Source organism: Streptococcus pseudopneumoniae (assembly GCF_001072315.1).
GTDB lineage: Bacteria > Bacillota > Bacilli > Lactobacillales > Streptococcaceae > Streptococcus > Streptococcus pseudopneumoniae_R.
The window spans coordinates 1-25,857 of the sequence record NZ_JVLI01000009.1 but is presented as its reverse complement, the minus strand read 5'-3'; the positions used below and the strand labels follow the sequence as shown (position 1 = coordinate 25,857).

Annotated in this window: 21 protein-coding genes; 6 read left to right on the top strand and 15 right to left on the bottom strand. The window is 39.5% G+C overall.

The window, feature by feature from the left end; translation table 11 throughout:
• Positions 1 to 185: 185 nt before the first annotated feature.
• Positions 186 to 1,295 carry an AI-2E family transporter gene (locus ADH54_RS00430; RefSeq protein WP_049523362.1) on the bottom strand — a complete coding sequence of 370 codons (1,110 nt, stop codon included), beginning with the start codon at positions 1,293 to 1,295 and terminating at the stop codon, positions 186 to 188.
• Positions 1,296 to 1,397: 102 nt separating this feature from the next.
• On the opposite strand from ADH54_RS00430, the gene pbp3 reads away from it, so the two are divergent.
• Positions 1,398 to 2,639: a D-alanyl-D-alanine carboxypeptidase PBP3 gene (gene pbp3 / locus ADH54_RS00425; protein ID WP_000720659.1), complete on the top strand. Its 1,242-nt coding sequence runs from the start codon at positions 1,398 to 1,400 to the stop codon at positions 2,637 to 2,639.
• Between the two features lie 270 nt (positions 2,640 to 2,909).
• On the opposite strand, the gene ADH54_RS00420 is transcribed toward pbp3, so the two are convergent.
• The 5 genes from ADH54_RS00420 to ADH54_RS00400 form a co-directional block, all read right to left on the bottom strand.
• Positions 2,910 to 3,746, bottom strand: a complete 837-nt coding sequence (locus ADH54_RS00420; protein WP_000863005.1) for an NAD(P)H-hydrate dehydratase — start codon at positions 3,744 to 3,746, stop codon at positions 2,910 to 2,912.
• 14 nt (positions 3,747 to 3,760) lie between these two features.
• Positions 3,761 to 4,582, bottom strand: coding sequence for a hypothetical protein (locus ADH54_RS00415; protein WP_049523360.1), 822 nt, complete (start codon positions 4,580 to 4,582; stop codon positions 3,761 to 3,763).
• Between the two features lie 136 nt (positions 4,583 to 4,718).
• Positions 4,719 to 5,576, bottom strand: a complete 858-nt coding sequence (locus tag ADH54_RS00410) for a bifunctional methylenetetrahydrofolate dehydrogenase/methenyltetrahydrofolate cyclohydrolase (protein ID WP_049523444.1) — start codon at positions 5,574 to 5,576, stop codon at positions 4,719 to 4,721.
• A gap of 153 nt (positions 5,577 to 5,729) precedes the next feature.
• Positions 5,730 to 6,464, bottom strand: coding sequence for an amino acid ABC transporter ATP-binding protein (locus ADH54_RS00405; RefSeq protein WP_049523359.1), 735 nt, complete (start codon positions 6,462 to 6,464; stop codon positions 5,730 to 5,732).
• Positions 6,464 to 7,147, bottom strand: coding sequence for an amino acid ABC transporter permease (locus ADH54_RS00400; RefSeq protein ID WP_001011642.1), 684 nt, complete (start codon positions 7,145 to 7,147; stop codon positions 6,464 to 6,466). Before ADH54_RS00400 ends, ADH54_RS00405 begins: the two co-directional genes overlap by 1 nt.
• A gap of 189 nt (positions 7,148 to 7,336) precedes the next feature.
• Between ADH54_RS00400 and ADH54_RS00395 the strand changes: the two genes are divergently transcribed.
• The 4 genes from ADH54_RS00395 (at position 7,337) to ADH54_RS00375 (ending at position 11,149) form a co-directional block, all read left to right on the top strand.
• Positions 7,337 to 7,567: a DUF1797 family protein gene (locus ADH54_RS00395; protein WP_000443574.1), complete on the top strand. Its 231-nt coding sequence runs from the start codon at positions 7,337 to 7,339 to the stop codon at positions 7,565 to 7,567.
• Positions 7,568 to 7,797: 230 nt separating this feature from the next.
• Entirely contained in the window at positions 7,798 to 10,056 is a 2,259-nt protein-coding gene (locus ADH54_RS00390; protein WP_049523357.1) for an ATP-dependent Clp protease ATP-binding subunit, read from the top strand.
• A gap of 130 nt (positions 10,057 to 10,186) precedes the next feature.
• Entirely contained in the window at positions 10,187 to 10,639 is a 453-nt protein-coding gene (locus ADH54_RS00385; protein WP_049523356.1) for an NUDIX hydrolase, read from the top strand.
• A gap of 210 nt (positions 10,640 to 10,849) precedes the next feature.
• The gene (locus tag ADH54_RS00375; RefSeq protein WP_000767194.1) at positions 10,850 to 11,149 is read left to right on the top strand and encodes a DUF1827 family protein; all 300 of its coding nucleotides are present in this window, start codon (positions 10,850 to 10,852) and stop codon (positions 11,147 to 11,149) included.
• Positions 11,150 to 11,333: 184 nt separating this feature from the next.
• On the opposite strand, the gene ezrA is transcribed toward ADH54_RS00375, so the two are convergent.
• From ezrA to ADH54_RS00330, 9 genes are all read right to left on the bottom strand, one after another.
• Positions 11,334 to 13,061, bottom strand: coding sequence for a septation ring formation regulator EzrA (ezrA, locus tag ADH54_RS00370; RefSeq protein ID WP_049523352.1), 1,728 nt, complete (start codon positions 13,059 to 13,061; stop codon positions 11,334 to 11,336).
• 80 nt (positions 13,062 to 13,141) lie between these two features.
• On the bottom strand, positions 13,142 to 15,088 hold the full coding sequence (gene gyrB, locus ADH54_RS00365) for a DNA topoisomerase (ATP-hydrolyzing) subunit B (protein WP_049523351.1): 1,947 nt from the start codon (positions 15,086 to 15,088) through the stop codon (positions 13,142 to 13,144).
• A gap of 14 nt (positions 15,089 to 15,102) precedes the next feature.
• Complete coding sequence (locus ADH54_RS00360; protein ID WP_049523442.1) at positions 15,103 to 15,666, bottom strand: HAD family hydrolase; 564 nt, start codon at positions 15,664 to 15,666, stop codon at positions 15,103 to 15,105.
• 84 nt (positions 15,667 to 15,750) lie between these two features.
• Positions 15,751 to 16,305: a DJ-1 family glyoxalase III gene (locus tag ADH54_RS00355; protein WP_049523349.1), complete on the bottom strand. Its 555-nt coding sequence runs from the start codon at positions 16,303 to 16,305 to the stop codon at positions 15,751 to 15,753.
• A 10-nt stretch (positions 16,306 to 16,315) separates the two neighbouring features.
• On the bottom strand, positions 16,316 to 17,539 hold the full coding sequence (locus ADH54_RS00350; protein ID WP_049523347.1) for an FtsW/RodA/SpoVE family cell cycle protein: 1,224 nt from the start codon (positions 17,537 to 17,539) through the stop codon (positions 16,316 to 16,318).
• Between the two features lie 36 nt (positions 17,540 to 17,575).
• Positions 17,576 to 20,026 carry a bifunctional DnaQ family exonuclease/ATP-dependent helicase gene (locus ADH54_RS00345; RefSeq protein WP_049523345.1) on the bottom strand — a complete coding sequence of 817 codons (2,451 nt, stop codon included), beginning with the start codon at positions 20,024 to 20,026 and terminating at the stop codon, positions 17,576 to 17,578.
• Positions 20,027 to 20,224: 198 nt separating this feature from the next.
• Positions 20,225 to 21,154 (bottom strand): peptidase U32 family protein, encoded by a 930-nt coding sequence (locus ADH54_RS00340; protein WP_049523343.1) that lies wholly within the window; start codon positions 21,152 to 21,154, stop codon positions 20,225 to 20,227.
• Between the two features lie 561 nt (positions 21,155 to 21,715).
• Positions 21,716 to 23,353: a hypothetical protein gene (locus ADH54_RS00335; protein WP_049523342.1), complete on the bottom strand. Its 1,638-nt coding sequence runs from the start codon at positions 23,351 to 23,353 to the stop codon at positions 21,716 to 21,718.
• Positions 23,334 to 24,083, bottom strand: a complete 750-nt coding sequence (locus ADH54_RS00330; RefSeq protein ID WP_020900253.1) for an ABC transporter ATP-binding protein — start codon at positions 24,081 to 24,083, stop codon at positions 23,334 to 23,336. The genes ADH54_RS00335 and ADH54_RS00330 overlap by 20 nt, the downstream gene beginning before the upstream one ends.
• Positions 24,084 to 24,261: 178 nt before the next feature.
• Here ADH54_RS00330 and ADH54_RS00325 point away from each other — a divergent pair, with 178 nt between their 5' ends.
• Positions 24,262 to 25,716 carry an alpha-amylase gene (locus tag ADH54_RS00325; protein WP_049523339.1) on the top strand — a complete coding sequence of 485 codons (1,455 nt, stop codon included), beginning with the start codon at positions 24,262 to 24,264 and terminating at the stop codon, positions 25,714 to 25,716.
• The last annotated feature ends 141 nt before the right edge of the window (positions 25,717 to 25,857 follow it).

Sequence of the window (25,857 nt, the reverse complement as noted above, 5' to 3'; positions counted from 1 at the left end):
AATATATTTTATAGATAGACAGTAGGCAATACAGTCTAACTTTCCTTACTATTTTATCAAATTTCAGCTAAATTGCAAGTGTTTTACAAAGTTTTTGTGAATTATTCTTAATCGGCTAATCTAAATGGCACTTCTACTCCTATAATTTACCTAAAGAAAAAGAAAAATCAGGAATTTCCTGACTTTTACTTAGCTAATTCTCTTTCTCGTTCTTTCATTGTTTTATGATTTTCATACAAACGTGACAAGAACTTAGAAATCTCTTTTAAGATAGAATAAGTTGGTACTGCGACAATCATGCCAATGACCCCATAGATATTACTTGATAACAAAAGTAATACTAAAATTGTTATTGGATGGACTTTCATCACGCCACCAACGATTCGAGGGTAGAGGATATTTCCATCCACTTGTTGAATGATTAGCATGTAAACAACCGCAATTAGCATTCTATGAGGATCAGTAAAGACATTGGCAATAATCATCGGAATCAAGCCAATACTTGGTCCCACATAAGGAATGAGATTGGCCAATCCTGAAAAGATGGCGAAAACCAAAGCGTATTTCAAACCAATCACGCTATATCCGATAAAGGCCAAACAACCGATAATAATGGCATCAATTGCGACTCCACTAATATAGCGAGCAATTGTCGCATTCAAATTCTTTAAAAGACCTGCAATATGCAACTTATCTCTCTTTAAAACAGTACGTTCAAGCATCGGTAAAAATTTGTTACCATCTAACAAAAAATAAACCAAAAACACAGGGGTCATAATAATAATCAAAACAGTACTAAAGAGAGCTGATAGGATACTTCCGACACTATTGGTAACGCTATTTAGTATATTTTGTAAAATATCTACATAGGATAGGTTTAACTGTTGAATAGTCGCTTGAATATCTAAATTTTGAAAGGCTGGATAAGTAGATAAATCCACAATCAAATCTTGTAAACGACTGTAGATAGTCTGACTAGTCGCAATCAAGCTGGTCAACTGATTAACCAAAATCGGTAAGAGATAGACTACCCCAATGACAAGCCCCCAAACCAAGGCACACAAGGTTAGTAGAATACCAATGATACGATTAATTTTAAAATATTTTTGTAAAAAATTTACAATAGGATTGGTCAAATAATATAAAAAACCACCTAGAAGAAAAGGAATCATGATGGTGTTTGCGACGCTTACAAAAGGCGTGATAATAGCCCCCATCTCTCTCCATAAATAAAAAATGATTGTTAATAATAAAATCTCACTGGTCCAAAAAAATAATTTATTCTTACGAAACATGAGCTACCTCCATTCATCTATTTTACCATACTTTCAAAAAAGCTTCTTTCTTCTATCATGAAACTGGGAATATTTTTTTCTTTATGTTAGAATAAACTTACTATGAAAAAAATCATTTTAACTCTCTTAAGTCTATCCGTAATTGGGTCAGCATCTACTGTTGCTGCCCAAGATTTTAATATTGCTGCTAAACATGCGATTGCTGTTGAGGCCAATACTGGTAAAATTCTATATGAAAAAGATGCAACGCAACCTGTCGAAATTGCTTCCATAACAAAACTACTTACCGTTTACCTGGTCTATGAGGCACTCGAAAATGGAAGTATTACACTATCCACCCCAGTAGATATTTCTGATTATCCTTATCAATTGACTACAAATTCTGAAGCCAGTAATGTTCCTATGGAGGCTCGTAATTATACTGTCGAAGAGTTGCTTGAAGCAACTCTGGTATCTAGTGCCAACAGTGCCGCTATTGCCCTAGCTGAGAAAATTGCTGGCTCAGAGAAAGACTTCGTTGATATGATGCGGGCCAAACTCTTGGAATGGGGAATCAAAGATGCCACCGTTGTCAATACAACTGGTCTTAACAACGAGACTCTAGGAGATAACATTTACCCAGGGTCTAATAAAGATGATGAAAATAAGCTCAGCGCTTATGATGTTGCTATCGTTGCTCGTAACCTCATCAAAAAATACCCACAAGTCTTGGAAATCACGAAAAAACCTTCTTCTACTTTTGCTGGAATGACAATCACTTCGACCAACTACATGTTAGAAGGTATGCCTGCTTACCGTGGTGGTTTTGATGGACTGAAAACAGGAACAACAGATAAGGCTGGAGAGTCTTTTGTTGGTACTACTGTCGAAAAAGGCATGAGGGTTATCACTGTTATTTTGAATGCAGATCATCAAGATAATAATCCTTACTCTCGTTTTACAGCTACATCTTCCCTAATGGATTATATTTCTTCTACATTTACACTTCGCAAAATCGTTCAACAAGGCGATGCCTATCAAGATAGTAAAGTCCCCGTACAAGATGGAAAAGAAGATACGGTCACTGCAGTGGCCCCAGAGGATATCTATCTAATTGAACGTGGTGGGAATCAATCTTCCCAATCTGTTCAATTCACACCTGATTCTAAAGCAATCCCCGCACCACTTGAAGCTGGAACAGTGGTTGGCCATTTGACTTACGAAGACAAGGATTTGATTGGTCAAGGTTACATTACCACAGAACATCCTAGTTTCGAAATGGTAGCAGAAAAGAAAGTTGAAAAAGCTTTCTTCTTAAAAGTTTGGTGGAATCAGTTTATCCGATTTATCAACGAGAAATTATAAAACATACTGAGCAAAAGATTACTCCAAAATAGAAACAGACCAAAAAGGCTGTAAAGTCAAAAACGCATAGTATCAGGTATTAAAAAAACTTGATATTATGCGTTTTATTGTGGTAATATTTACTTCGTTTTCTCCTAAAATTGAATTTTATCCCAGTCTTTTTTGAGATATAGTGAATTGAAATAAGATATGAACAAAAAGATTTGTGAATTCAAATTAATTTCTATACAGGTTTTAGAATTAGTTGTGTACTATTCTAGATTCAATCCATTATATTTTATTCATTACTTTAGGAAGACAATTACTAATTTCCGTTGGCAAGACCACATAATGTTCTTGAGCTAGTTCTTGAGCAATAGCTGAATGAAGATGGGTCGCTACTGCCACACGCTCGTAGAGACTGGCCTGTCGGAATTGGCCTGCAAATCCTGCAATCATTCCAGCAAGAGTATCTCCCATTCCCCCAGTCGCCTGATAGGGACCGCCAACCTGTAACTGGCAATAATCAGATTGGCCAGCTTGCCAAATACGAGTAGCTGGACCTTTCTCTACCAAAATTGTTCCTTGAGGGAAGGAAGTTAGGGCACTAGCCGTTGCATCTTCGTTTTGCTTTTCAATAGCAATACCAGACAGCTTTTCCCATTCTTTTTGGTGGGGAGTTAGGATAAACTGACTCGAAGGAAATGACAATCTTGTTCTAGCAAGGATGGTTAAGGCCCCTCCGTCTACAATCAAAATCTGATTTTGGCTTAAGCTAGCAAAGATCTGTTTAACTAAATCTTCTCCAAAAGCATCGTCTCCTAAACCAGGCCCCAGCAAGACAACTTCAGCCTTCTCCAATTGCTCTTTTAACAATTGCTGGTCTTGCAGAGAAAAGGCCATAGCTTCTGGTAAATGGCTGTGCAGAGCTGGAATATTTTCCCTGTCCGTTCCAACGGTCACCAATCCTGCACCGCTTTTAACAGCTGCAATGGCTGACATGATGATAGCTCCCCCATAAGGATAAGTCCCACCCAGCAACAGCAGACGACCGTGGTCTCCTTTATGACTTGTACGAGAACGTTCAATAATAACTTTTTCTAGTAAGGCTTGATCAATCACTTTCATCGTTTTTTCCTCAACTATCCTTTATCTGATTGTTTTAAAACAACTTGATAGACTTTCTTAGTCCACTCTTCTAAGTCTTCTCCAGCATGGTCAAGATAATACACCCTATCCAGTAATTGACTTGGAATAATATTTTCAAATTGGCTCTTATTATGAGTTGGAATAATACAAATATACAACTCACTAAATAAATTCAACATGTCCTTAATTTTTGCAACATGGTAGCCATCAAAAATATAACCAGTAACTTTAATCAAATCTGTATAGATAAAATGAAAACTCACTCCAGGAATAAACTTGTCTTGTAATTCTTTCTCTGAAGGAGCTCGACCTAATAAACGCTCCATCGCTAATCGATAACCAGAACTTGTATTTGACCACCCTAACATGACATAGTCAAAATAATCTATCGGATCCGATGCAGCATTTCTACTATCCAAAACCAACTCCTCAGCATCTCGCCCAAAGGCTTTCACAGCAGATAAGAGCTGACCTGTTTTAAAGATAGAAATCGCTGCATCTATAGTCGTAGTATGACTACAGTAGTCTGAAGTCACTAACCTCTTATGTAGATCATAAGTCGAGGCTACTCTTTTATCTATAGGGGTAAATGGTGGCAGAAAGGGATGCTGAAAGATGTAATCTAAAATCTCTTTTTTTAAACAAGAATCAGCACACTCAATACTTGTTTGACGTTTATGAAGTTTTTCGTAAGCTATAAATTTAGCAATTTTTTCTAATTCCCATTCTTGAATATTTGGATAATCAATTAGTGCTAAGTAGTATATTCCATCCCATTGTAAACTATATTCCCCATTATAAATTTTTAAAATCATCTAATCACCTCACTCCATTATACAACAAAAAGGAGGCGCAGACCTCCTTTTGTAATCTTATATCTAAAATTTAATACTCATTTCTGCCATTTCAGATATAGCTATAGAAAATACACTCTCTTCAGCGATTTTTCTCTTATTTTCTATCCAATGTCCGGAGTGCTGCTTGATAAGTTTGCTCCATCAGCATAGTAATGGTCATAGGACCAACACCTCCAGGAACTGGCGTGATGTGGCTAGCAAGTGGGGCAATCGCCTCATAATCAACATCACCACAGAGCTTACCATTTTCATCGCGGTTCATCCCAACGTCAATGACTACCGCACCTGGTTTGACAAAATCAGGAGTCACAAACTTAGCACGACCGATTGCGACCACAAGAATATCCGCTTTTGCAGCAACCTTAGCGAGATTATGGGTGCGTGAGTGGGTCAAAGTCACTGTAGCATTCTTTGCCAAAAGAAGCTGGGCCATAGGTTTTCCAACGATATTGGAACGACCGATGACGACCGCATTTTTACCTTCCAAGTCAATCCCATATTCATGAAACATTTCCATAATTCCTGCAGGTGTTGATGGAATCATGACTGGATGTCCAGACCAAAGGCGTCCCATATTTAGAGGATGGAAACCATCCACATCCTTTTCTGGGTCAATAGCCAATAGAACCGCCTCTTCATCAATGTGTTTTGGTAATGGCAACTGGACCAAAATCCCATGCCAAGCTGGATCCTGATTATATTTAGCAATCAGGTCTAACAATTCCTCTTGTGCAATGGTCTCTGGAACTCGCACTACTTCGCTACGGAAACCAGCCGCAAGAGCTGACCTCTCCTTGTTGCGAACGTAGACTTGGCTGGCTGGATCGTCCCCAACCAAAATCACTACCAAACCAGGCACTAGACCTGTTTCTTCCTTTAATTTTGCAGTCTTTTCAGCCAACTGCCCCTGCAATTTGGCCGCTAAAGCTTTCCCATCAATAATCTGTGTCATATCACTTCTCTTTTCTTTCAAATATTTTCCATTATACCAAAAACTGCCAACACCCTCTAACACTTCTTTCCTAGGCAATCCTATAGTTTCAAACTATAAGAAAAAGCTCTGGTCGAGCTTTTCACTAATCTTGTCTTGAAATTTTAAAATAGATTATAAAACCTTACTCAAGAAGTCTTTAGTTCGTTGTTCTTGGGTTTGTTCAAAAATCTGCTCAGGTGTTCCGTCTTCAACAACCACACCGTCTGCCATAAAGATGACACGGTCTGCCACCTCACGGGCAAATCCCATCTCATGCGTTACGATAACCATGGTCATTCCTGACTTGGCAAGGTCTTGCATAACAGCCAATACCTCACCTACCATCTCAGGGTCCAAGGCTGAAGTTGGCTCGTCAAAAAGCAAAACATCTGGTTCCATTGCCAACCCACGCGCGATGGCAATCCGTTGTTGCTGCCCACCTGACAAACTCTGTGGATAAGCATCTGCCTTATCTGGCAAACCAACTTTTTCCAAAAGTTCCTGAGCTCTCTTCTCTGCAACTTCCTTACTTTCACCTTTGGTCTTGATAGGAGACAAGGTGATATTTTCCATCACAGTCATATTAGGAAAGAGATTGAATTGTTGGAAAACCATGCCCATCTTCTCACGCATGGCAAAGAGGTCATTCTTCTTGTCCGTAATATCGACTCCCTCAAAGATAACCTTCCCTTTAGTTGCTTCTTCCAACAAATTCATAGAGCGAAGCAAGGTAGATTTCCCGCTCCCCGAAGGACCGATGATAACGACAACTTCTCCTCTTTGAATCTCGAGGTTGATGCCCTTCAATACTTCATTCTTTCCAAATGATTTATGTAAATTTTCAATTTTTATCAAGGTTTCTGTCATTATTTCTTATCTCCTTGTCCCATACGTTTTTCAAAAGCTTTCAAGGCTACTGTCAAAATAGAAGTCATAATCAAGTAATAAAAGGCTGCAAATAAAAGTGGTGTTAAAGGTAGATAGGTTGTTGTAGAAACTGTTGTAGCCCCATTCCACAACTCCATGACCCCAATAGCTGATAAGAGGGAGCTGTCCTTGATAATGGTGATAAATTCGTTCCCCAATGCTGGCAAAATATTTTTGATTGCTTGTGGCAAAATCACATATCTCATAGCATTTTTAGGACGAATCCCTAGCGAATAAGCCGCTTCTAGCTGACCTTTTGGAACTGCATTGATTCCAGCACGAACAGTCTCAGAAACATAAGCACCACTGTTCATAGAGATAATCAAAATCCCTGGAATCAGACGAGAAAGATCAACACCTAAAATTCCAACCTGAATAGTCGGAGCATTGATATGCATAAGAGCAAAGGCAATCATAATCTGAACCATCATTGGCGTCCCACGGAAAATCCAAACGTACAAGTTGGCCAGCCAAACAAGCGGTTTAAACTTTGATCGTTGCCCAAAAGCCAAGACAACCCCCAAAATAGTTCCCAAAAAGACAACACAGATAGAAATGAGAACCGTCACAACAGCCCCATAGTTAAAATAAGGTAAATACTTCGGTAAAAAAGAAAAATTCATAGTCACACTGCTTTCTAAAATAGAGTACTGTATGATTATAACATGTTTTGAATTAAAATTCAAATCTTTTATCCAATTTATTTAAAAATCTTTAAACTAGCAGAATTAGCGAGAAATCTTAGTTTTTTCTAGTCAAGTTGGCCTCCTTTATGGTAAAATAGTAACGATAAGAAATGAAGGAGAATCAAAATGGAATCACATTTGGTTAGAATCATCAACCGCCTTGAAGCAATGGCAAACGATGGCGGAAATTTAAAACGTAATTTTGAACGCGAAGGAGTTGTTGTTGCAGAAGTTGCATACAGCCACGACGAAGAAAACGGCTCAATCTTTACCCTTCGTGATGTCGAAGCTCGCGAAACGTATACGTTTGACAGCATTGACTTGATTGCAATGGAGATTTACGAACTTCTCTACTAATCTAAAACAAGCTGGGATTGTCCCTGCATGTCTAACCAAAATCCTTTTTGTCTCACAAATAGGATTTTTTTTATAGTCCAAATTCACAAAGATCTTCGTTGTAACAACTTCTCAAAGCTGCAATCTTTTTACTTGCTTTACACCCCAATCCTGTTATAATGAGAGTATAGAAATTTGACTATTTTTGACCTTTAAACAGGTCAAGCTAAAGAAAGAAATGAGGTAGATGTATGCTTTGTCAAAACTGTAAAATCAACGACTCAACAATTCATCTTTACACCAATCTCAATGGAAAACAAAAACAAATTGACCTCTGTCAAAACTGCTACAAGATTATCAAAACAGATCCTAACAACAGTCTCTTTAAAGGAATGACAGATTTGAACAATCGTGACTTTGACCCCTTTGGTGATTTCTTCAATGATCTAAACAATTTCAGACCTTCTAGCAATACTCCTCCGACTCCCCCAACCCAATCAGGTGGAGGTTACGGTGGAAATGGCGGTTATGGTTCCCAAAATCGTGGACCTGCTCAAACTCCGCCTCCAAGCCAAGAAAAAGGCCTGCTAGAAGAATTTGGTATCAACGTAACTGAAATTGCCCGTCTTGGAGATATTGACCCCGTTATTGGCCGCGACGATGAGATTATCCGTGTCATCGAAATTCTCAATCGCAGAACCAAGAATAATCCTGTTCTTATTGGCGAACCAGGTGTCGGAAAAACAGCCGTTGTCGAAGGTCTAGCTCAGAAAATCGTTGATGGCGATGTTCCACATAAACTCCAAGGTAAACAAGTCATCCGTCTGGATGTGGTTAGCCTAGTTCAAGGAACGGGGATCCGAGGACAATTTGAAGAACGCATGCAAAAACTCATGGAAGAAATTCGCAAACGTGAGGACATCATCCTCTTTATCGATGAAATCCATGAAATTGTCGGTGCTGGTTCTGCAGGCGATGGAAATATGGATGCAGGAAATATCCTCAAGCCCGCCCTTGCTCGTGGGGAACTGCAACTGGTCGGTGCCACTACCCTCAATGAATACCGTATCATTGAAAAGGATGCTGCCTTAGAGCGTCGTATGCAGCCTGTTAAAGTTGATGAACCAACTGTGGAGGAAACGATTATTATCCTCAAAGGGATTCAAAAGAAATACGAAGACTACCACCACGTTCAGTATACCGATGCTGCAATTGAAGCAGCTGCAACTCTTTCTAATCGCTACATCCAAGATCGCTTCTTGCCTGACAAGGCCATTGACCTCCTAGATGAAGCAGGTTCTAAGATGAACTTGACCTTAAATTTTGTGGATCCTAAAGTCATTGATCAACGCTTGATTGAGGCTGAAAATCTTAAATCTCAAGCTACGCGGGAGGAAGATTTTGAGAAGGCGGCCTATTTCCGCGACCAGATTGCCAAGTATAAGGAAATGCAAAAGAAAAAAGTCACAGACCAAGATACTCCTATCATCAGCGAGAAAACCATTGAGCATATTATTGAGCAGAAAACCAATATCCCTGTTGGTGATTTGAAAGAGAAAGAACAATCTCAACTCATCCATCTAGCCGAAGATCTCAAGTCTCATGTTATTGGACAGGACGATGCAGTTGATAAGATAGCTAAAGCTATTCGCCGAAACCGTGTCGGTCTCGGTACGCCAAACCGTCCAATTGGAAGCTTCCTCTTTGTCGGACCAACTGGTGTCGGTAAGACAGAACTTTCCAAACAACTAGCTATCGAACTCTTTGGTTCTGCTGATAGTATGATTCGCTTTGATATGAGCGAATACATGGAAAAACACAGCGTAGCTAAGTTGGTCGGCGCTCCTCCAGGTTATGTTGGCTACGATGAGGCTGGGCAATTAACTGAAAAAGTTCGCCGCAATCCATATTCTCTTATTCTCTTGGATGAAGTAGAGAAAGCCCATCCTGATGTTATGCACATGTTCCTTCAAGTCTTGGACGATGGTCGTTTGACAGATGGGCAAGGACGTACCGTTAGCTTCAAGGATGCCATCATCATCATGACTTCAAATGCAGGTACAGGTAAGGTCGAAGCCAGCGTTGGATTTGGGGCTACTAGAGAAGGACGTACAAACTCCGTCCTCGGTGAACTCGGTAACTTCTTTAGCCCAGAGTTTATGAACCGTTTTGATGGTATTATCGAATTTAAGGCTCTCAGCAAGGATAACCTCCTTCAGATTGTCGAGCTCATGCTAGCAGATGTTAACAAGCGCCTCTCTAGCAATAACATTCATTTGGATGTAACTGACAAGGTCAAGGAAAAGTTGGTTGACCTCGGTTATGATCCAAAAATGGGAGCACGCCCACTTCGCCGCACTATTCAAGACTATATTGAAGACGCAATCACTGACTACTACCTTGAAAATCCAAGCGAAAAAGACCTCAAGGCAGTTATGACCAGCAAAGGCAAGATTCAAATCAAATCTGCCAAAAAAGCTGAAGTAAAAACTTCTGAAAAAGAAGTATAAATCCTATAGAAAAGGAGTAGAAAATGAAATTTTTCTGCTTCTTTTTTACTAAAATAACTGTAATTTCTTGACAGCTTGCCCTTTGTCCATTAAGATAATAATAAAGATAATAGATAATGAGGAAAATGCAATGGCAAACCCAACTTTCGGAGAAAAAAAAGCAAATACAGACTATGTTACACGCTATGGAGTGTATGCAGTTATCCCTGACGCTGAACAAAAACAAATAGTTTTAGTTCAAGCTCCTAATGGTGCTTGGTTCTTACCAGGTGGCGAAATTGAATCAGGTGAAAATCATCAGGAAGCCCTAAAGCGTGAATTGATTGAAGAGCTTGGTTTCACAGCTGAAATTGGTACTTATTACGGACAAGCTGACGAATATTTCTACTCTCGTCACCGTGATACCTACTACTACAATCCTGCCTACCTCTATGAAGCGACTTCTTTCAAGGAAGTTCAAAAACCACTAGAAGACTTTAATCATATTGCCTGGTTCCCTATTGACGAGGCTATTGAGAACCTCAAACGTGGTAGCCATAAATGGGCTATTCAATCTTGGAAAAAACAGCATAAGATTGGCTAATACTCTTCGAAAATCTCTTCAAACTACGTCAGCGTCGCCTTACCGTAGATATGGTCACTGACTTCGTCAGTCTTATCTACAACCTCAAAACTGTGTTTTGAGCAACCTGCGGCTAGCTTCCTAGTTTGCTCTTTGATTTTCATTGAGTATAAATCAAGCGACTTTATTCAAAAAGTGCTATAATAGAATTAGAAAATCGGAGGAAATGTTATGAAGCTTATCAATACGACAAACTCACACTCGCAACTTGTAAAAAGCCAGCTAGAAAGTACAGATGCAACCCTTGTTGAGGTTTACTCAGCAGGAAATACTGATGTTATTTTTACCCAAGCTCCGCTTCACTATGAAATCCTCATCTCAAACAAACACCGTGCTATTCGTGAGCCTGAAATCGAAACCATTCAAGAATTTTTCTTGAAACGTAAAATTGATAAGGACTCTATTGATGAAGCCAATATCAAGACACTCTACTCAGAGAAATTGATTGGAATTTCAATCCCAATCAAGTAAGGAAATTGAGTAAAAACTCGACTTGAGCGAAAGTCCAATAAGTCTTTCCATAATAAAACGCATAGTAGCAAGAGTTCTACACCCGCTATTATGCGTTTTTATAATTTTGAATCCTTTTGCTCACGATACTACTATAGAAAAAGATTTGATTCTGCTTCTCACATAATCAAATCTTTTTCTTTTATTAAAAACGAATCGTTTCACGTGTTTTCTCATATGAGGTAACAAAGCGGTTTGTTACACCAGGCTCTGCCACTTCCAATGCTTGAGAAATCTTGTCAAATGAAGCGTGATAATCAAATTCTTTTTCAAAAATATCTAAAGCTTCGTTAAATGCTTCTTGAATGCGTTCATCAAATGAGCGGTAACGGTTAGAATACTGTAATAATTGTTCTGTCAAAGTTGCATATTGTACAATATTATAAGTTTCCGTCTCTAAAGCTTCCATATCATTCGTTGCAATTTCAAGAATACGGTTAACTGATTCTATATTGACCAATTTTTGCTCTAATTCAGCCATTAGATCTTCCGTATTATTACTTGCTGTAAAGAATAACTTCAAGAAAGTTTGTGGAATACCAGGTAAGTTCCGTTTTTCCATATATCTCTTGATTGTATGGAGACGATTAACATATACATTTGCCTTTTGACGTGCATTGATATCATCTTTCTCAATTCGTGCAAGACGCTCACTAACTGAAATCTGTTCATCTTCAATCTCTTTAAGATTTTCCTGTAAAGATTCAAGATTTTCTTCAAGAATTGAATATGCTTGAGTTGGTTCATCTTGATTTGAAGTTGCCTCAATAATAGCAGTCTCAAAGTTTTCTAATTCACCCTGTAAACGACGAACATGACTTGCATCCGATTCAGAAAGTAAATAACTTTTACTCAAACGCTCAATGTCTTCTATCAATAAAGCATTATTTTCCTTCATGTGTTGAAGATAAGTAGGAAGTGTTGCTACTAAACCTTCTACTACTTTCTGTGCCGCAATTTCTCTTGTAAAGATATCATAAAGTGCATTAATCTCTTCTTGGATTTGAGTATTTTCATACTCTGCATTATCCAATTCTAGTTGCGCAATATTCTCATGATTTTTCTTGAGAGCTTCATAAAGCAATTGGAAACGCGCTTCAATATCTGTCTCAGCAAAATGATAGTTAGCATCTAAAAGCTTACGGTAACCATCTTCTAAATCTTCTAGTTGATCTGGTAGCTCTTTAGATAATGTTGTTACAACTGCTGGTATACGATCAACAATATGTGTCAAAGCCAAGATATGATTTTCAGCATTATCCAAAATCACAGCAGCTTCTACTGGGTCACCAGACGAATTTAAAGTTACAAACTGAGAAAACTCTGATTGGATATTTTCCAATTGTTTTTCAATTTCAGACAAACCTTGCCCATATTCTTCAGAATGATCAGCAACTCGATGTTGCAACTCTTCAAACAAGTCCAAGGTATGAAGAACACGTCCACTATTTTTAGACTCTTGTTTCTCCAAATCTGCCAAGGCATTGCGAATTGCTGCAATATCTTCTTCAATCAAGGTAATTTGGCTCTCGATTTGATCAATTTGATGACTAGCTTTGAAAAAACGGAATGAGTTGTTATAACCTTCTGCCTCGAAAAGATTATTTTCGATATCTGCAAAAGAGTTAAGAGATAGGTCAACCCATTTTTGGTTCCATTCACGGAAAGTCACCTGGCTTTGTCCAATCAAGTGCATGTTTTTTACAGCTTCAACTTCATCATTAACTGGAAGATTATACAGCTCTTCTTTTTTCTCTTCTAAAATTGCTAATTTACTTTCATTGCGCTTCCTAACATAGATTGCGATAGCATAGGCAATGACCAATAAAACTGCAACTGCAATTATTAAATAAATTACTAGTCTAGCAGACATATTAAACTCCTTTTTTACTTGAAACAATCGTAATGATTATATCATATTTTTTAGACCAAGGGAACTACTTCTCCCGTTTTTTAGACATCAAGTGTACTATAGACAGCATTTTCTTCGATAAACTCACGACGAGGTTCTACTCTATCCCCCATCAACATATCAAAGATTTTATCTGCTTCTGCAGCATCATCCACAGAAACTCTGGCCATCAAGCGATGTTCGGGATCCATGGTTGTTTCCCATAACTGATGATCGTCCATTTCACCCAAACCTTTATAACGCTGAATGGTCGGTTTGGTTCGACCTTCACTATAACGGGCTAAAGCTTCTTGGAGTTTGATTTCCTGATCTGCACCTGGCTGGATATATTCTTTAATTTCACTTCCAACCTTAACACCGTAGATTGGTGGTTGGGCAATATAAACATAACCAGCTTCTAGGATTGGTTTCATATAACGATAAATCAAGGTTAAAAGAAGGGTACGAATATGAGCTCCATCGACATCGGCATCGGTCATCAAAACGAGTTTTTGGTACCGAGCTTTTGAAACATCAAATTCTGCTCCAAATCCTGTTCCCATAGCTGTAAAAAGACTTCGAATTTCTTCGTTGGCAAGAATTTTATCCATGCTTGCTTTTTCAACGTTCAAAATCTTACCACGAATTGGAAGAATTGCCTGAAATTCACGGTTACGACCTGATTTGGCTGACCCTCCAGCTGAATCTCCTTCGACGATGAAGAGTTCTGTTTCAGCAGGATTGTTAGAAGAACAGTCTGCTAGTTTCCCTGGAAGGTTGGAAATTTCCAAACCAGATTTTTTACGAGTGACTTCACGCGCACGCTTGGCAGCCACACGAGCCTTAGCAGCTAAAATCCCTTTTTCCACGATACGCTTGGCAATCTGTGGATTTTCCATGAGGAAATCGGAGAAGGCATCACTGAAGAGGCGATTGGTAATCTTGACGACTTCGCTATTTCCCAACTTAGTCTTAGTTTGTCCTTCAAACTGTGGATTTGGGTGTTTAACCGAGATAACTGCAGTTAATCCTTCGCGAACATCTTCCCCTGTCAGGTTGTCTTCATTGTCTTTTAGTAACTTATTCTTACGAGCATAATCATTGATAACACGTGTCAAGGCGGTACGGAAACCTTGTTCATGCGTTCCACCTTCATGGGTATGAATATTATTGGCGAAACTCATGACATTTTCATGGTAACCCGTTGTGTACTGCATGGCTACTTCAACTGTGATATCATCCATCTCACCATCTGTGTAGATAGGTGTCTCAAAGATAACATCCTTGTTCTCATTGATATATTCAACGTAACTAGCAATCCCACCTTCGTAATGGTAATGCTTGGTTTGTTCCAAACCTTGGCGCTTATCTGTGATGGAGATTTGAAGACCGCGATTTAGAAAGGCTAACTCTTGAATCCGTTTATTTAATTTATCAAAATCAAAGGTTGTTGTTTCAGTGAAGATTTCTGGGTCTGGTGTGAAGTGAACCGTTGTTCCAGTTCTATCTGTATCCCCAACCACCTCAAGGTCTGCGACAACATGACCACGACGGTATTCTTGGTAATGAATCTTACCGTTTTTGTGGACATGAACATCTAATTGAGTGGAAAGGGCGTTAACTACTGACGACCCCACTCCGTGAAGACCACCTGAGACCTTATAGCCGCCACCGCCGAATTTTCCTCCAGCATGAAGAACCGTAAAGACTGTCTCAACGGCAGGTCGGCCTGTTTTTTCCTGAATATCGACTGGGATACCACGCCCATCATCGACAACAGTGATTGAATTATCTGGCTCAATAAAGACTTGAATATGGCTGGCAAATCCTGCCAAGGCCTCATCAATTGAGTTATCAACGATTTCCCATACTAGATGGTGAAGGCCTTCTTTTGAGGTTGACCCGATATACATCCCTGGACGCATACGGACAGCCTCTAAGCCCTCTAAAACTTGAATTTGACTGGCATCATAATCCTGTGCCTGCAGATTTTTGATTTCTTCTGTCATCTTATTCCTTTTTCTTACATGTCTAATACTTGTCTTAAATTCACGATACTGGTAAACAAGTGGGTAGCTAGTCCAGCAGCTTGCCCGGCTTCGACATCAATCGACCGATCACCAATGACAAGGCCTGAACTAATTTGATACTTTTCTCTTAAATAAATCATGGACTCAGGATTTGGCTTTCTCTTAAAACCTGAACTAGAAGTCACTACTTCCGTAAAATAGGTTGCTATAGAAGTTTTTTCTAAAATTTCCAAGACCTGATCATTTCTGTGAGAAACCAAGAAATGACGCCCACCTTGTTTTGAAATGTCTTCCAATAAGTCAGAAACTCCTTCAAATAAAATCGGATGTTCTAGCTCTCTGGCTTCATTTTCCTTGTACTTTTCTAAAAAATTCTCTAAGTTGGGAGCGAATGTCTCAATCGCAAAATCAGTAGAAACCTTTAAAGCTTGATAGACACTGTCATGGTCTTGTGTGATACCATACAGCGCCAATGTTTCAACAAATGCAGCTGTTGAAGTTTCATAATTATCCAGTAAAGTTCCACCTAAATCCCAGATATAATCGTGATATTTCATACCCTTCATTATAGCATTTTTTTATGAAAAAAGCGATGATTTCCCTGAGTTTTCCACATAAAAAACGAGAGTTTGACTCCCGTTTTACTGATTTTTACAAAAGACATCTCGATAGAGCATTCCTGTTCGTAAACTCTCTGCATCTCCGCCTAGTTGCTCCACCAACTCATAGGCAAAGGCAAGGGCTGTCGAGGGACCTCGACTGGTTGTCAAATGACCATCTACCACTACTGTTTCCTTGACGTAGTGACCATCAAGGATTTGCTCTTGAACGCCATCATAGCAAGTAAACTTCTTGTTTTTCAATACTCCTGCTTGATTGAGGGCAATTGGCGCTGCACAAATGGCCGCCAGTTTCTTCCCTTTTTGTTCAAAATTTTGCAATTCTTGAATCAAGGCCTGATTATCACGTAAATGTGCAGAACCAGACATCCCTCCAGGAAGAACAATCATGTCATAGTCGGATAAATCACCCTCAAAGACACGATCTGCTCTTACTTGGATTGCGTGCGAACCTATCACTTGCTCTTCAAAACCAACCATATCACAAGTGATATTGGCACGACGCAAAACATCCACAACTGTCAAAGCTTCAATTTCTTCAAAGCCCTGAGCTAACATAACGGCTACTTTAACCATGATTTTCTCCTTATTTGATTCGTTTTAATACAACCTTTTTTCGCTTGAATCGGACTTTTCCACTCTTTTCTTCAGCTAGATTGGTTTGATAACTCATCGATAAAAGCAAGCCAACACCGATCAAATTACTGATAATAGCCGATCCTCCTTGCGAAATAAAAGGCAAGGGAATCCCAGTCAAAGGAAGCAAGCCCGTCACAGCACCGATATTCTCAAAGATATGGAAGAGCAACATCATAATCAAACCTGTGGAAATATAGGTGTAGAACTGGTTATTTGATTTAAGAGTAATCTTCAACATACGGTAAATCAGCATGAGATAAAGGGCGATAACAAGGACAGAGCCAATAAAGCCAAAATCTTCTGCAATCACCGTGAAAATCATATCCGACTCACGAACTGGAATAAGCAGATTCGAAGCATTAAAACCTTGACCAAATAAGCCACCGCTCCCAATGGCAATCTGCCCTTGAGCCTGTTGGTAAGTGGTTGTTTGGGCAAAGTCGAATGGATTGAGCCAAGCCAAGATACGATTGATTTGGTAGGTCGGCATCCCCAATTGATGGAGAAAAGCACGACCACCCTTACTGATAAAAATGGCTAAGAATCCAGCAACTCCTGATACAGCAGTCACAAATACTGGGATAATAATTTTCCAAGAAACCCCCGATAATAAAACGATTCCTGAGAAAATGGCTACAAAAACCAAAGCCGTCCCTAAGTCACTTTGAAGTGCCAAAAGAACTAGGACTGGAATGGTAAAGACAATCATCCAAAAAATTAATAAAAAGTCCAGCGGAACTGTGCGTCTCCATTCCTTATGTTTCTTTGTAAATTGAACAATCACACGAGCCAACATGAGAATATAGGATATCTTCATAAATTCTGACGGTTGGAATAGGGTAATTCCATTTATTGATACCCAGTTTTTGGCACCCGTTGATGCAACTAGGCTTGGATTATAAAAGACGATCGGCAAGACCATAAGTCCCAAACCTAAAATATATAGAAAAGGGGTCACCTTCCAAAGAAATTCTGTATTAAAGAGCATGACCACAAAACCAATCACAAGCCCCAAGGCGATCCAGGCAACCTGCTGCCCTAAAATGGGCAAAATATTATTTGGATAATCATGACTAATAGCTATATAGATAGCCACCACGCCAATAACCAGTAGAAAAAATACTGGCAAGAGCAAACTATAATCGACTCTAGAGTCGAGAGAACGTTTCATATACACTAACCTTATACTTTCATACAATACTATTTATCAAAGTTCATTTAAAAATTTATCAACAGCCTCATCAACTTCGGATCGAGATACGGTTTTAACAGTCGCTTCTTTTGCTAGAGATGCTACTATCTGTTTGCCATATCGCTTTCCGACAATTCTCCTATCCAAAATAAGAGTTAAGGAACGTTGGTGTTCGCGTCTCATACTTCTTCCCAAAGCTTGTTTTAAACGAATAATGGCCATTGGCAACTGATAATCATAAAAGGCATTTTTTCCTTCTTGATTCAGTTCCTGATTGATCTTTTTCGTCAAGGGTTCTTGGGGATTTTGGAAAGGAAGTCTTGGTACAACTTGAATCACAAAAGGATGACTTGAAAAGTCAACTCCCTCCCAGAAACTTGCGGCACCAAGCAAGATTTGTTGTTCTCCTTTTTCAAAGCGTTTCTTCAGTTGATGAACATCGCCATTTTTATACTGTGCCAGATGGCTAACTGGAAGTAAATCCGATACTGCTAGAAGCATGTCTTTAGCAGTAAAGAGAACCAAAATCGGTTGCTGGAAATCTTGAACATCCACCAGCAAATCAGCTACCTCTTTGGCGTAGACTTCTAAGGAGGTTTCTGTTACCAGGGGAAAATCTTTGACCAAGACCACTTCTTGATCCTGTGTTTTACAAGCTTCAATCTTAACAAATTTAGCTTCGGGATAGCCTAACAGGTCTGCCAAAGAAACTCTTTGACTAATCTCAAGAGTGGCCGACACTCCCAAGACTTGACATGAATCAGGCACTAAGGAAGATAGAAGAATACGGCCTGATTTCGTAGAAGAAATCTGAATTTTCTTTTGACTCGTTTCAGTTGCTTCAAGCCAGTAATCACCTTCAGCCGTAAAATAGCGAACCAACTCCTCAAAGCCTTCTACTTCTAATTCTGAAAAATACTGGTGGAGATTGGCAAGAGAATCTAAGATATTTTTCTTAGATTTTCCAGACTGAAATTGTTCGATCAAGTAAAGACACTCAAAGCGAATGCTTTCTAGTATTCGTTGTTGGACCTTATTTTGCTCCTCCAGTAAAGCCTTATCAATCAAATCGACAATAGACTGGATATCGTAGGTCTCTTGAAGCAGATTTTCTAGAGTCAACAAAACTTTTTGGACTTCATCAATAATCAATAAACGGTCACTAACAAATTCAGGATTATCTTCAAGTCTAGTTACAAGATAGGCATGATTGGTCACTAAAAGCTTGCAAGTCTCTGCTCTTTCCTGACTACGTTTCCAAAAATCTTCCGTCACAAATAAGCTTTGAGATGATAAATTCCCGTCATGACGAAGATCTGTCAGAAAATGTTGGTAACGGTAGAGTTGACCAATCTCATCCAAATCCCCCGTTTCTGTCTCTGTCAGCCAGACCAAGAGTTGCATTTTAAAGCGTCTAAATAAGCGATTTTCATCATTTTCCTGCAAGGAACGATAAAAGGCATCCAACTTCAGATAATTGTGTGGTCCCTTTAAACTATGAATATCTATATGGAACACTTCCTTGAGACGTTTACCTTCTTCTTCCATGATTTGATTTTGAAGAATCTTTGTCGGAACGCTAAGAACAATTTGACGCTCTTTGGCTTGAGACAAAGCGGGTAAGAGATAGCCATAAGTTTTCCCAATCCCAGTCGGAGCTTGAATTAATGAGACAGGCTCATCTTTCAATAGAAAGCTAACCTCTTTAGCAAAATTTTCTTGCTCCTCCCTCACTTCAAGATTCAACAGAGAAATATTCTTAGAAAAATCTTGGGATAGTTTTCGTGACTCCAGGGGAGCTGCAATTTTCTTGAAATACAGTCCTTGAACTTCGACCAAGTCTGGAGAAGTCAGGATAGATTGGTTGCGATAAATTTCCTCAATAACCAAGTAGGACTCATATAGGAGGGCGTCAGCCATTTCCAGTAAGCGTTCCAAGAGTCCTTTAGGAAGTTGGGCCATCTTTTCCCGTAGAAATAAGAGTAATTCCGCAGTAGCTTGGGCATCTGAAAGGGCTGTGTGAGCGTGTTTAAGAGGAATTCCTAATTCTCGACACAAAATAGGCAAACTATATTTTTCCAGTTCAGGGAAAAAGACCTGAGACAATTCGACCGTGTCAACACGAGGATTTCTTAGTTCATAGCCTTCAAAAAATAAATTTTCCGCCAAAAGATTGGCATCAAACTGAACATTATGGGCTACAAAAATCCCAGCCTCCACCAAGTCAAAGATTTTTCTGGCAACTTGCGAAAAATCAGGTGCTTGCGCCAGACGTTGGTCAGTTAGCCCTGTCAATTCTTTAATATGAGCATCCAAAGGTTCGTGTGGATTGACATCCGTCGTATAGTGATCGACGATTTTTCCGTCCTCAATCACGACAATTCCCACTTGGATAATTTTAGCCTTACTACCTGTGCTAGTTGCCTCTAAATCCACCACAACATAGCGATTACCAATCGTTTTCATTATAAAAAATTATACCAAAAAAAGAGCCATTTGGCACCTGCAAACATGTGATTAGTTTCAAACTCAAGAAGGTCACTTTTCTTAAAAATCCCAGCAAATAGAGCATCCTAGTCTGCTGATTTTTTGAAAATATTGGAGAATAAGAAAAATTGAGAGAAGAAATATTTGCATCTTCCTTCTCTCAACGAATCATTTACTTTATTTAACCATGTCAGGATCGTAATCATAAAATCCTGTATCAAGGAAACGGTTTTTAGGATGTAACTTGCGCACTTCTTCATCCAGCAAGAAGGCTTGGTCATGGCTAAAGTTGCCCTCTTGAATCAAGCTACGCGCTTGGATAAAGAGTTTTGCAATCTCAACAAAGTTCTGACCAGGAGTGTAGAGCCCTTCTAGTTTCCAGTGAGTAAAACCATGCTCCACCAATTCTGTTAATTTGGTCATCAAATCAAGGTCATTGTTGGCAAAGATGTGGGTACCATGATTGTCTTCAAAAATAGAATAGTGGCTCTCTGGGTCACTTGGCTCAGCCAAGAAGAGGTCACGCTTGCGAGTCTTTTCATCATCAATATGCGTAAAGTTATAGTAGTTTTGCAAGAGCGGACGTTTAGAATGATGGATGACGCTGGCACCGTAAACCAAAACTTCGGCAGGAATTTCCAAAATCTCTGGCATTTTGAAAAGTTCAGCTGATGGAATTTCACGCGCCAAAACAGCCTCAGAAGCACCAGCCTTTTGTCCCCAGAAGTTAATCTGGCGACTACTTGTCACCATAGTTGAAGCATCGTAGATGGTCTTAAAGGAATAACCATCGCGATTGACCACATAAAAGACACCTGCATCCCCAATCGTAATGTAGTCTGTCTTGATTTCTTCCAAAAAGTCTAAGAAAGGCTTGATACGATCCATCATATCTTGGTGCATGAGGGCATTGACTGCAACAATCAATTCCTTATCAGCATCATGAACCAGCTTAGCGATTTCACGCAATTGGTCATGACTAAAGGTTGTTGGCAGACGAAGGCCAAAATCTTTCTCACCGACATAGATACGGTCTACGCCAGCTTCGAGCAGTTGTTCAACTTGTTCAATACTTTCAGCAGTTGCTGTAATGATAATCTTTTTCATAAGAAAAATTATACCACATTTCTCCAAAATCAGCCAAGACTTATCAGAGTTTTACAAATAGGAATTATTTCAGTAACTTCCACTTGACTCACCAAAGTGGAAATTAGTCTAATACTCTTCAAACCACGTCAGCTTTATCTGCAACCTCAAAGCGGTGTTTTGAGCAACATGAGGCTAGCTTCCTAGTTTGCTCTTTGTTTTTCATTGAGTATAAAACGGATTTTTATAAGAATAACTAGATGAAAGGCAATCCCAGAAGCATGAGAGAGCTCGCCAGTAACAATTTACTTTGTACACTATCCATAAATAGCAAACATCTCAAGCTCCATTAATCTTCAAAACATCTTAGATAAAATCTAGTCCAAAATTTAAACAATTGATGCTGTAGGATTTATACATTGTTATAAATTTCTAGTCGTTTTGTTCTTATGATAAGAAAAATGGCATAGAAAAACGAGTATATCCAACTACGGAAATGCTCGTTTTTTTGCTACTTAGAAGTGATTTTTTGCTCAGCCTCATTTCTTTTTATAAAATTTATCAAGTAAGCGACCAACTAGCTCATCTTTTTTCTATTTCTGTCAATATGCGTGACAGGTAGTAATGATAGCCAACAATAGCAAGACCAAGCAAGAGGATAAGAGATCCTACTCCCAAGCTAATGGCAAGGATAGGGGAGAGAGACCGAACCAAGAATAAGCTCCCAATTACAAGGGCCATCAGGATTGCAATATAAATAAACAGTAAAACTATTGCTACTATACGATTTGAACGATTCACTAGGTCAGTAATGCTACTCCAATTGGTTGACAGATTTTTCACGTCCTTAAAGTAATGGTGGCAAGAAAGGATGACACTGGCAAGGAACCATGCCACAAGAAGGTAAATCATCGAAAGGATGGGCAAGCCTAGATATAGAGAAAGGCCAAGTAAAGTCAGAACTGGTAAAAAGGACTGGACAGCAAATATAATCCAAAATTTCACTTTCACATAACGAGCAAAGTCAAAGGGTAAACTCTTCAGAAAATCAACATTTTCTCTCTCCAAGGACAAGGCAATTGAATGCAGACTGGTGATATTGTTATTGACAACTGCTATAAAGAGAGCTATAAAAAACAAGGGTAACCAGTATGGAGGATGAATGTCTGGAACTATCTGAGAATCTCGAATTTTGGAAATCAGACCGATCATCATGAGATAAGGAAGAAAGGCACTTGTAAAAAGTACTGTAATTACGCCAGTTCCCTGTCCCAAGAGGGTGAGGTGGTAGCGTAAAACCATACGGAAAAAGCCCTTTTTATTAGTAGTTGAAATTCTCTCCTTATTGCGACGTTCTTTCTTGACCTTCTCCTCACTGTTAAGCAGAATCACGTCATAAAAATGAGGAAAAACCTTCTTTTTGGTCAGGTAAAGCAAGAAAACAGTTAAAGCTATCCAAGCGAGCAGACCCAGGATGGCTTCCGTCGAAAAAGGAGCCACTGCTATTTTGTAAAAGATATGAATAGGATAAAGGAGAAATGGAATGTCTCTAACTTTGTCAACAATACTTCCAAAAGTCGACTGTAGAAAGAGGACAAATATTAAAGGTATGAGAACCCCTATCCCAATCATCACATTCGAAAAAATAGACTGATACTTTCTGAAGACCGTAGTCTGAGCCAAGAAATGTACTGCCACTACCATCACTAAAGTAACAGAGACAAATAATAAGGCCAAGGACAGCAGCATCAAAGGCAAGCCCAGCCAAAGAGAAGGAGCTAGCCTAATATAGAGGACTAGAAAATAAGCTAGGATTGGTACAATTCCAGCTAGAGCTGGCAAGAGAACAGACAGTCCTTTAGCAATTATAATCTCTGATTCTTTAAAGGCATAGGGCCTATACGATACCAAATCCTTACTCTCATAAAAGACATTGTAAAATGCAGTGAAAGAAGTTGAAAAGGCAAGCACCAGTAAAATAGCAACCATGCTACTAAAAAAACTTGGTATTTCCTCAAAAGGAAAACGAAAGGCTATATTTATAAACATGATGAGCATCAAGAGACTGGAAAAAATGTAAGAACTTAGGACTCTAGCGGAAACATTTACTTTTTTCCCAGGATTTTTAGCTTGCTTCTTTCGTAGGTTAGCCAGATTAGCTTCTTGAGATGAATAGAGGATATTGATATCAACTAATTTTTTAATGACCTTGAGACGCATCTGAAACCTCCTCTTTTCTACCAGCAAGGCTAAGGTAGATACTTTCCAAAGACTGATCTGGATGGTCTTTCCTCAAGTCTTCTACGCTACCACAATAGATCAAATGCCCCTTTTTCAAAATGGCAATCCGATCACAGACTTGCTCTGCCACCTCTAGGACATGGGTTGAAAACAAGACTGTCTTGCCCTTTTGTGCATGTTCCTTCATCATTTGCTTCAAATCAAAGGCAGCCTGGGGATCCAAACCAGTCAAGGGTTCATCTAAAACCCAAATATCAGGATCAGACAAGAGCGCCCCGATGACAAAAACTTTCTGACGCATTCCGTGAGAAAGGGTCTCAATAACCTGATAGCGGTTTTCAGCAAAATCAAAAACGTTCAATAGCCTAGCTAGACTAGCCTCCAAGTCAGAGCTGCTCAGATCATAGGATGAGGCGATCAATTCCCAAAATTCATTGGCCGTTAAGCGTAAAAATAAGTCAGGCGAGTCTGCTACGTAGCCAATCTTTCGTTTAATAGCCAAGCGATTTTCCGATAAATCCTGACCGTCTACCAAAATACGACCACTGCTGGGCGAAATGATACTGACTAGGGATTTTATGGTGGTCGATTTTCCAGCCCCATTATGGCCAATCAAGCCCATAATCTCCCCATTTTCAATCTGCAAATTGAGATTGCTCAAAGCCTCTTTATCACCATACAACTTACTAACATTTTGAAATTCAATCATGGGATGACTCCTATCTTTATCTATATTACATACTATTATACTAGCACTTTGATACAAAAAAATCAATACTTTATTTTAAGTAGTTAAAATAGTTTCCTTCTATCTTATGCAAACGTTGGCGCTAACCAATACTTTATGATAGAATAAAGAACAAGATTGACAAGTAAGAGGAAACATCATGCAAAATCAAACACTCATGCAATACTTTGAATGGTATCTGCCCCACGATGGTCAGCACTGGACGCGTCTGGCTGAAGATGCTCCACACCTAGCTGATCTGGGGTTTAGCCACGTCTGGATGCCACCAGCTTTTAAGGCTACCAATGAAAAAGATGTCGGCTATGGTGTCTATGACTTATTTGACCTAGGCGAGTTTAACCAAAAAGGAACTGTCCGCACCAAGTATGGTTTCAAAGAAGACTATCTTCAAGCCATTCAAGCTCTAAAAGCACAGGGAATTCAACCTATGGCCGATGTGGTGCTCAACCACAAGGCTGCTGCTGATCACATGGAAGCCTTTCAGGTTATCGAAGTGGATCCTGTAGACCGTACAGTTGAACTCGGAGAACCTTTCACCATCAATGGCTGGACTAGTTTTACATTCGATGGTCGCCAAGATACCTACAATGACTTCCACTGGCACTGGTACCACTTCACAGGTACAGACTACGATGCAAAACGCCGTAAGTCTGGGATTTATCTGATTCAAGGAGACAACAAGGGCTGGGCCAACGAGGAATTGGTCGATAACGAAAACGGTAACTACGACTACCTCATGTATGCCGACCTAGACTTTAAACATCCTGAAGTCATCCAAAATATCTATGACTGGGCTGACTGGTTCATGGAAACGACTGGTATTGCTGGTTTCCGCTTGGATGCCGTCAAGCATATTGACTCTTTCTTTATGCGTAATTTCATCCGTGATATGAAGGAAAAATATGGTCAAGATTTCTATGTGTTCGGTGAATTTTGGAACCCAGACAAGGAAGCCAATCTGGACTATCTTGAAAAAACAGAAGAACGCTTTGACCTTGTCGATGTTCGTCTCCACCAGAATCTATTTGATGCTAGCCGAGCAGGTTCCAACTATAACCTTCGTGGCATTTTCACAGATAGCTTGGTTGAACTCAAACCTGACAAGGCTGTTACCTTTGTCGACAACCACGATACCCAACGAGGTCAGGCTCTTGAGTCTACCGTTGAAGAATGGTTCAAACCAGCAGCCTATGCCCTCATTCTGTTACGCCAAAATGGACTGCCATGTGTCTTTTACGGCGACTACTATGGGATTTCAGGGCAATATGCTCAACAAGATTTCAAAGAAGTCCTTGACCGCCTCCTAGCAATCCGAAAAGATTTGGCCTATGGAGAACAAAATGACTACTTTGACCATGCTAACTGTATCGGTTGGGTACGTTCAGGTGCTGAAAATCAATCCCCAATCGCAGTCCTGATTTCAAACAACCAAGAAAACAGCAAGTCTATGTTTGTCGGCCAAGAATGGGCTAACCAAACCTTTGTAGATTTACTTGAAAACCACCAAGGTCAAGTTACAATCGATGAGAAAGGTTATGGACAATTCCCAGTCTCAGCTACTTCGGTAAGTGTCTGGGCAGCCAATACAATCTAATAGCTAATGATAACCAAGCCAAATCCAAGCGGATTTGGCTTTTTTGGTATGAAAAAGACCTACCCAAATGGATAGATCTTTATACTCAATGAAAATCAAAGAGCAAACTAGGAAGCTAGCCGCAGGTTGCTCAAAGCACTG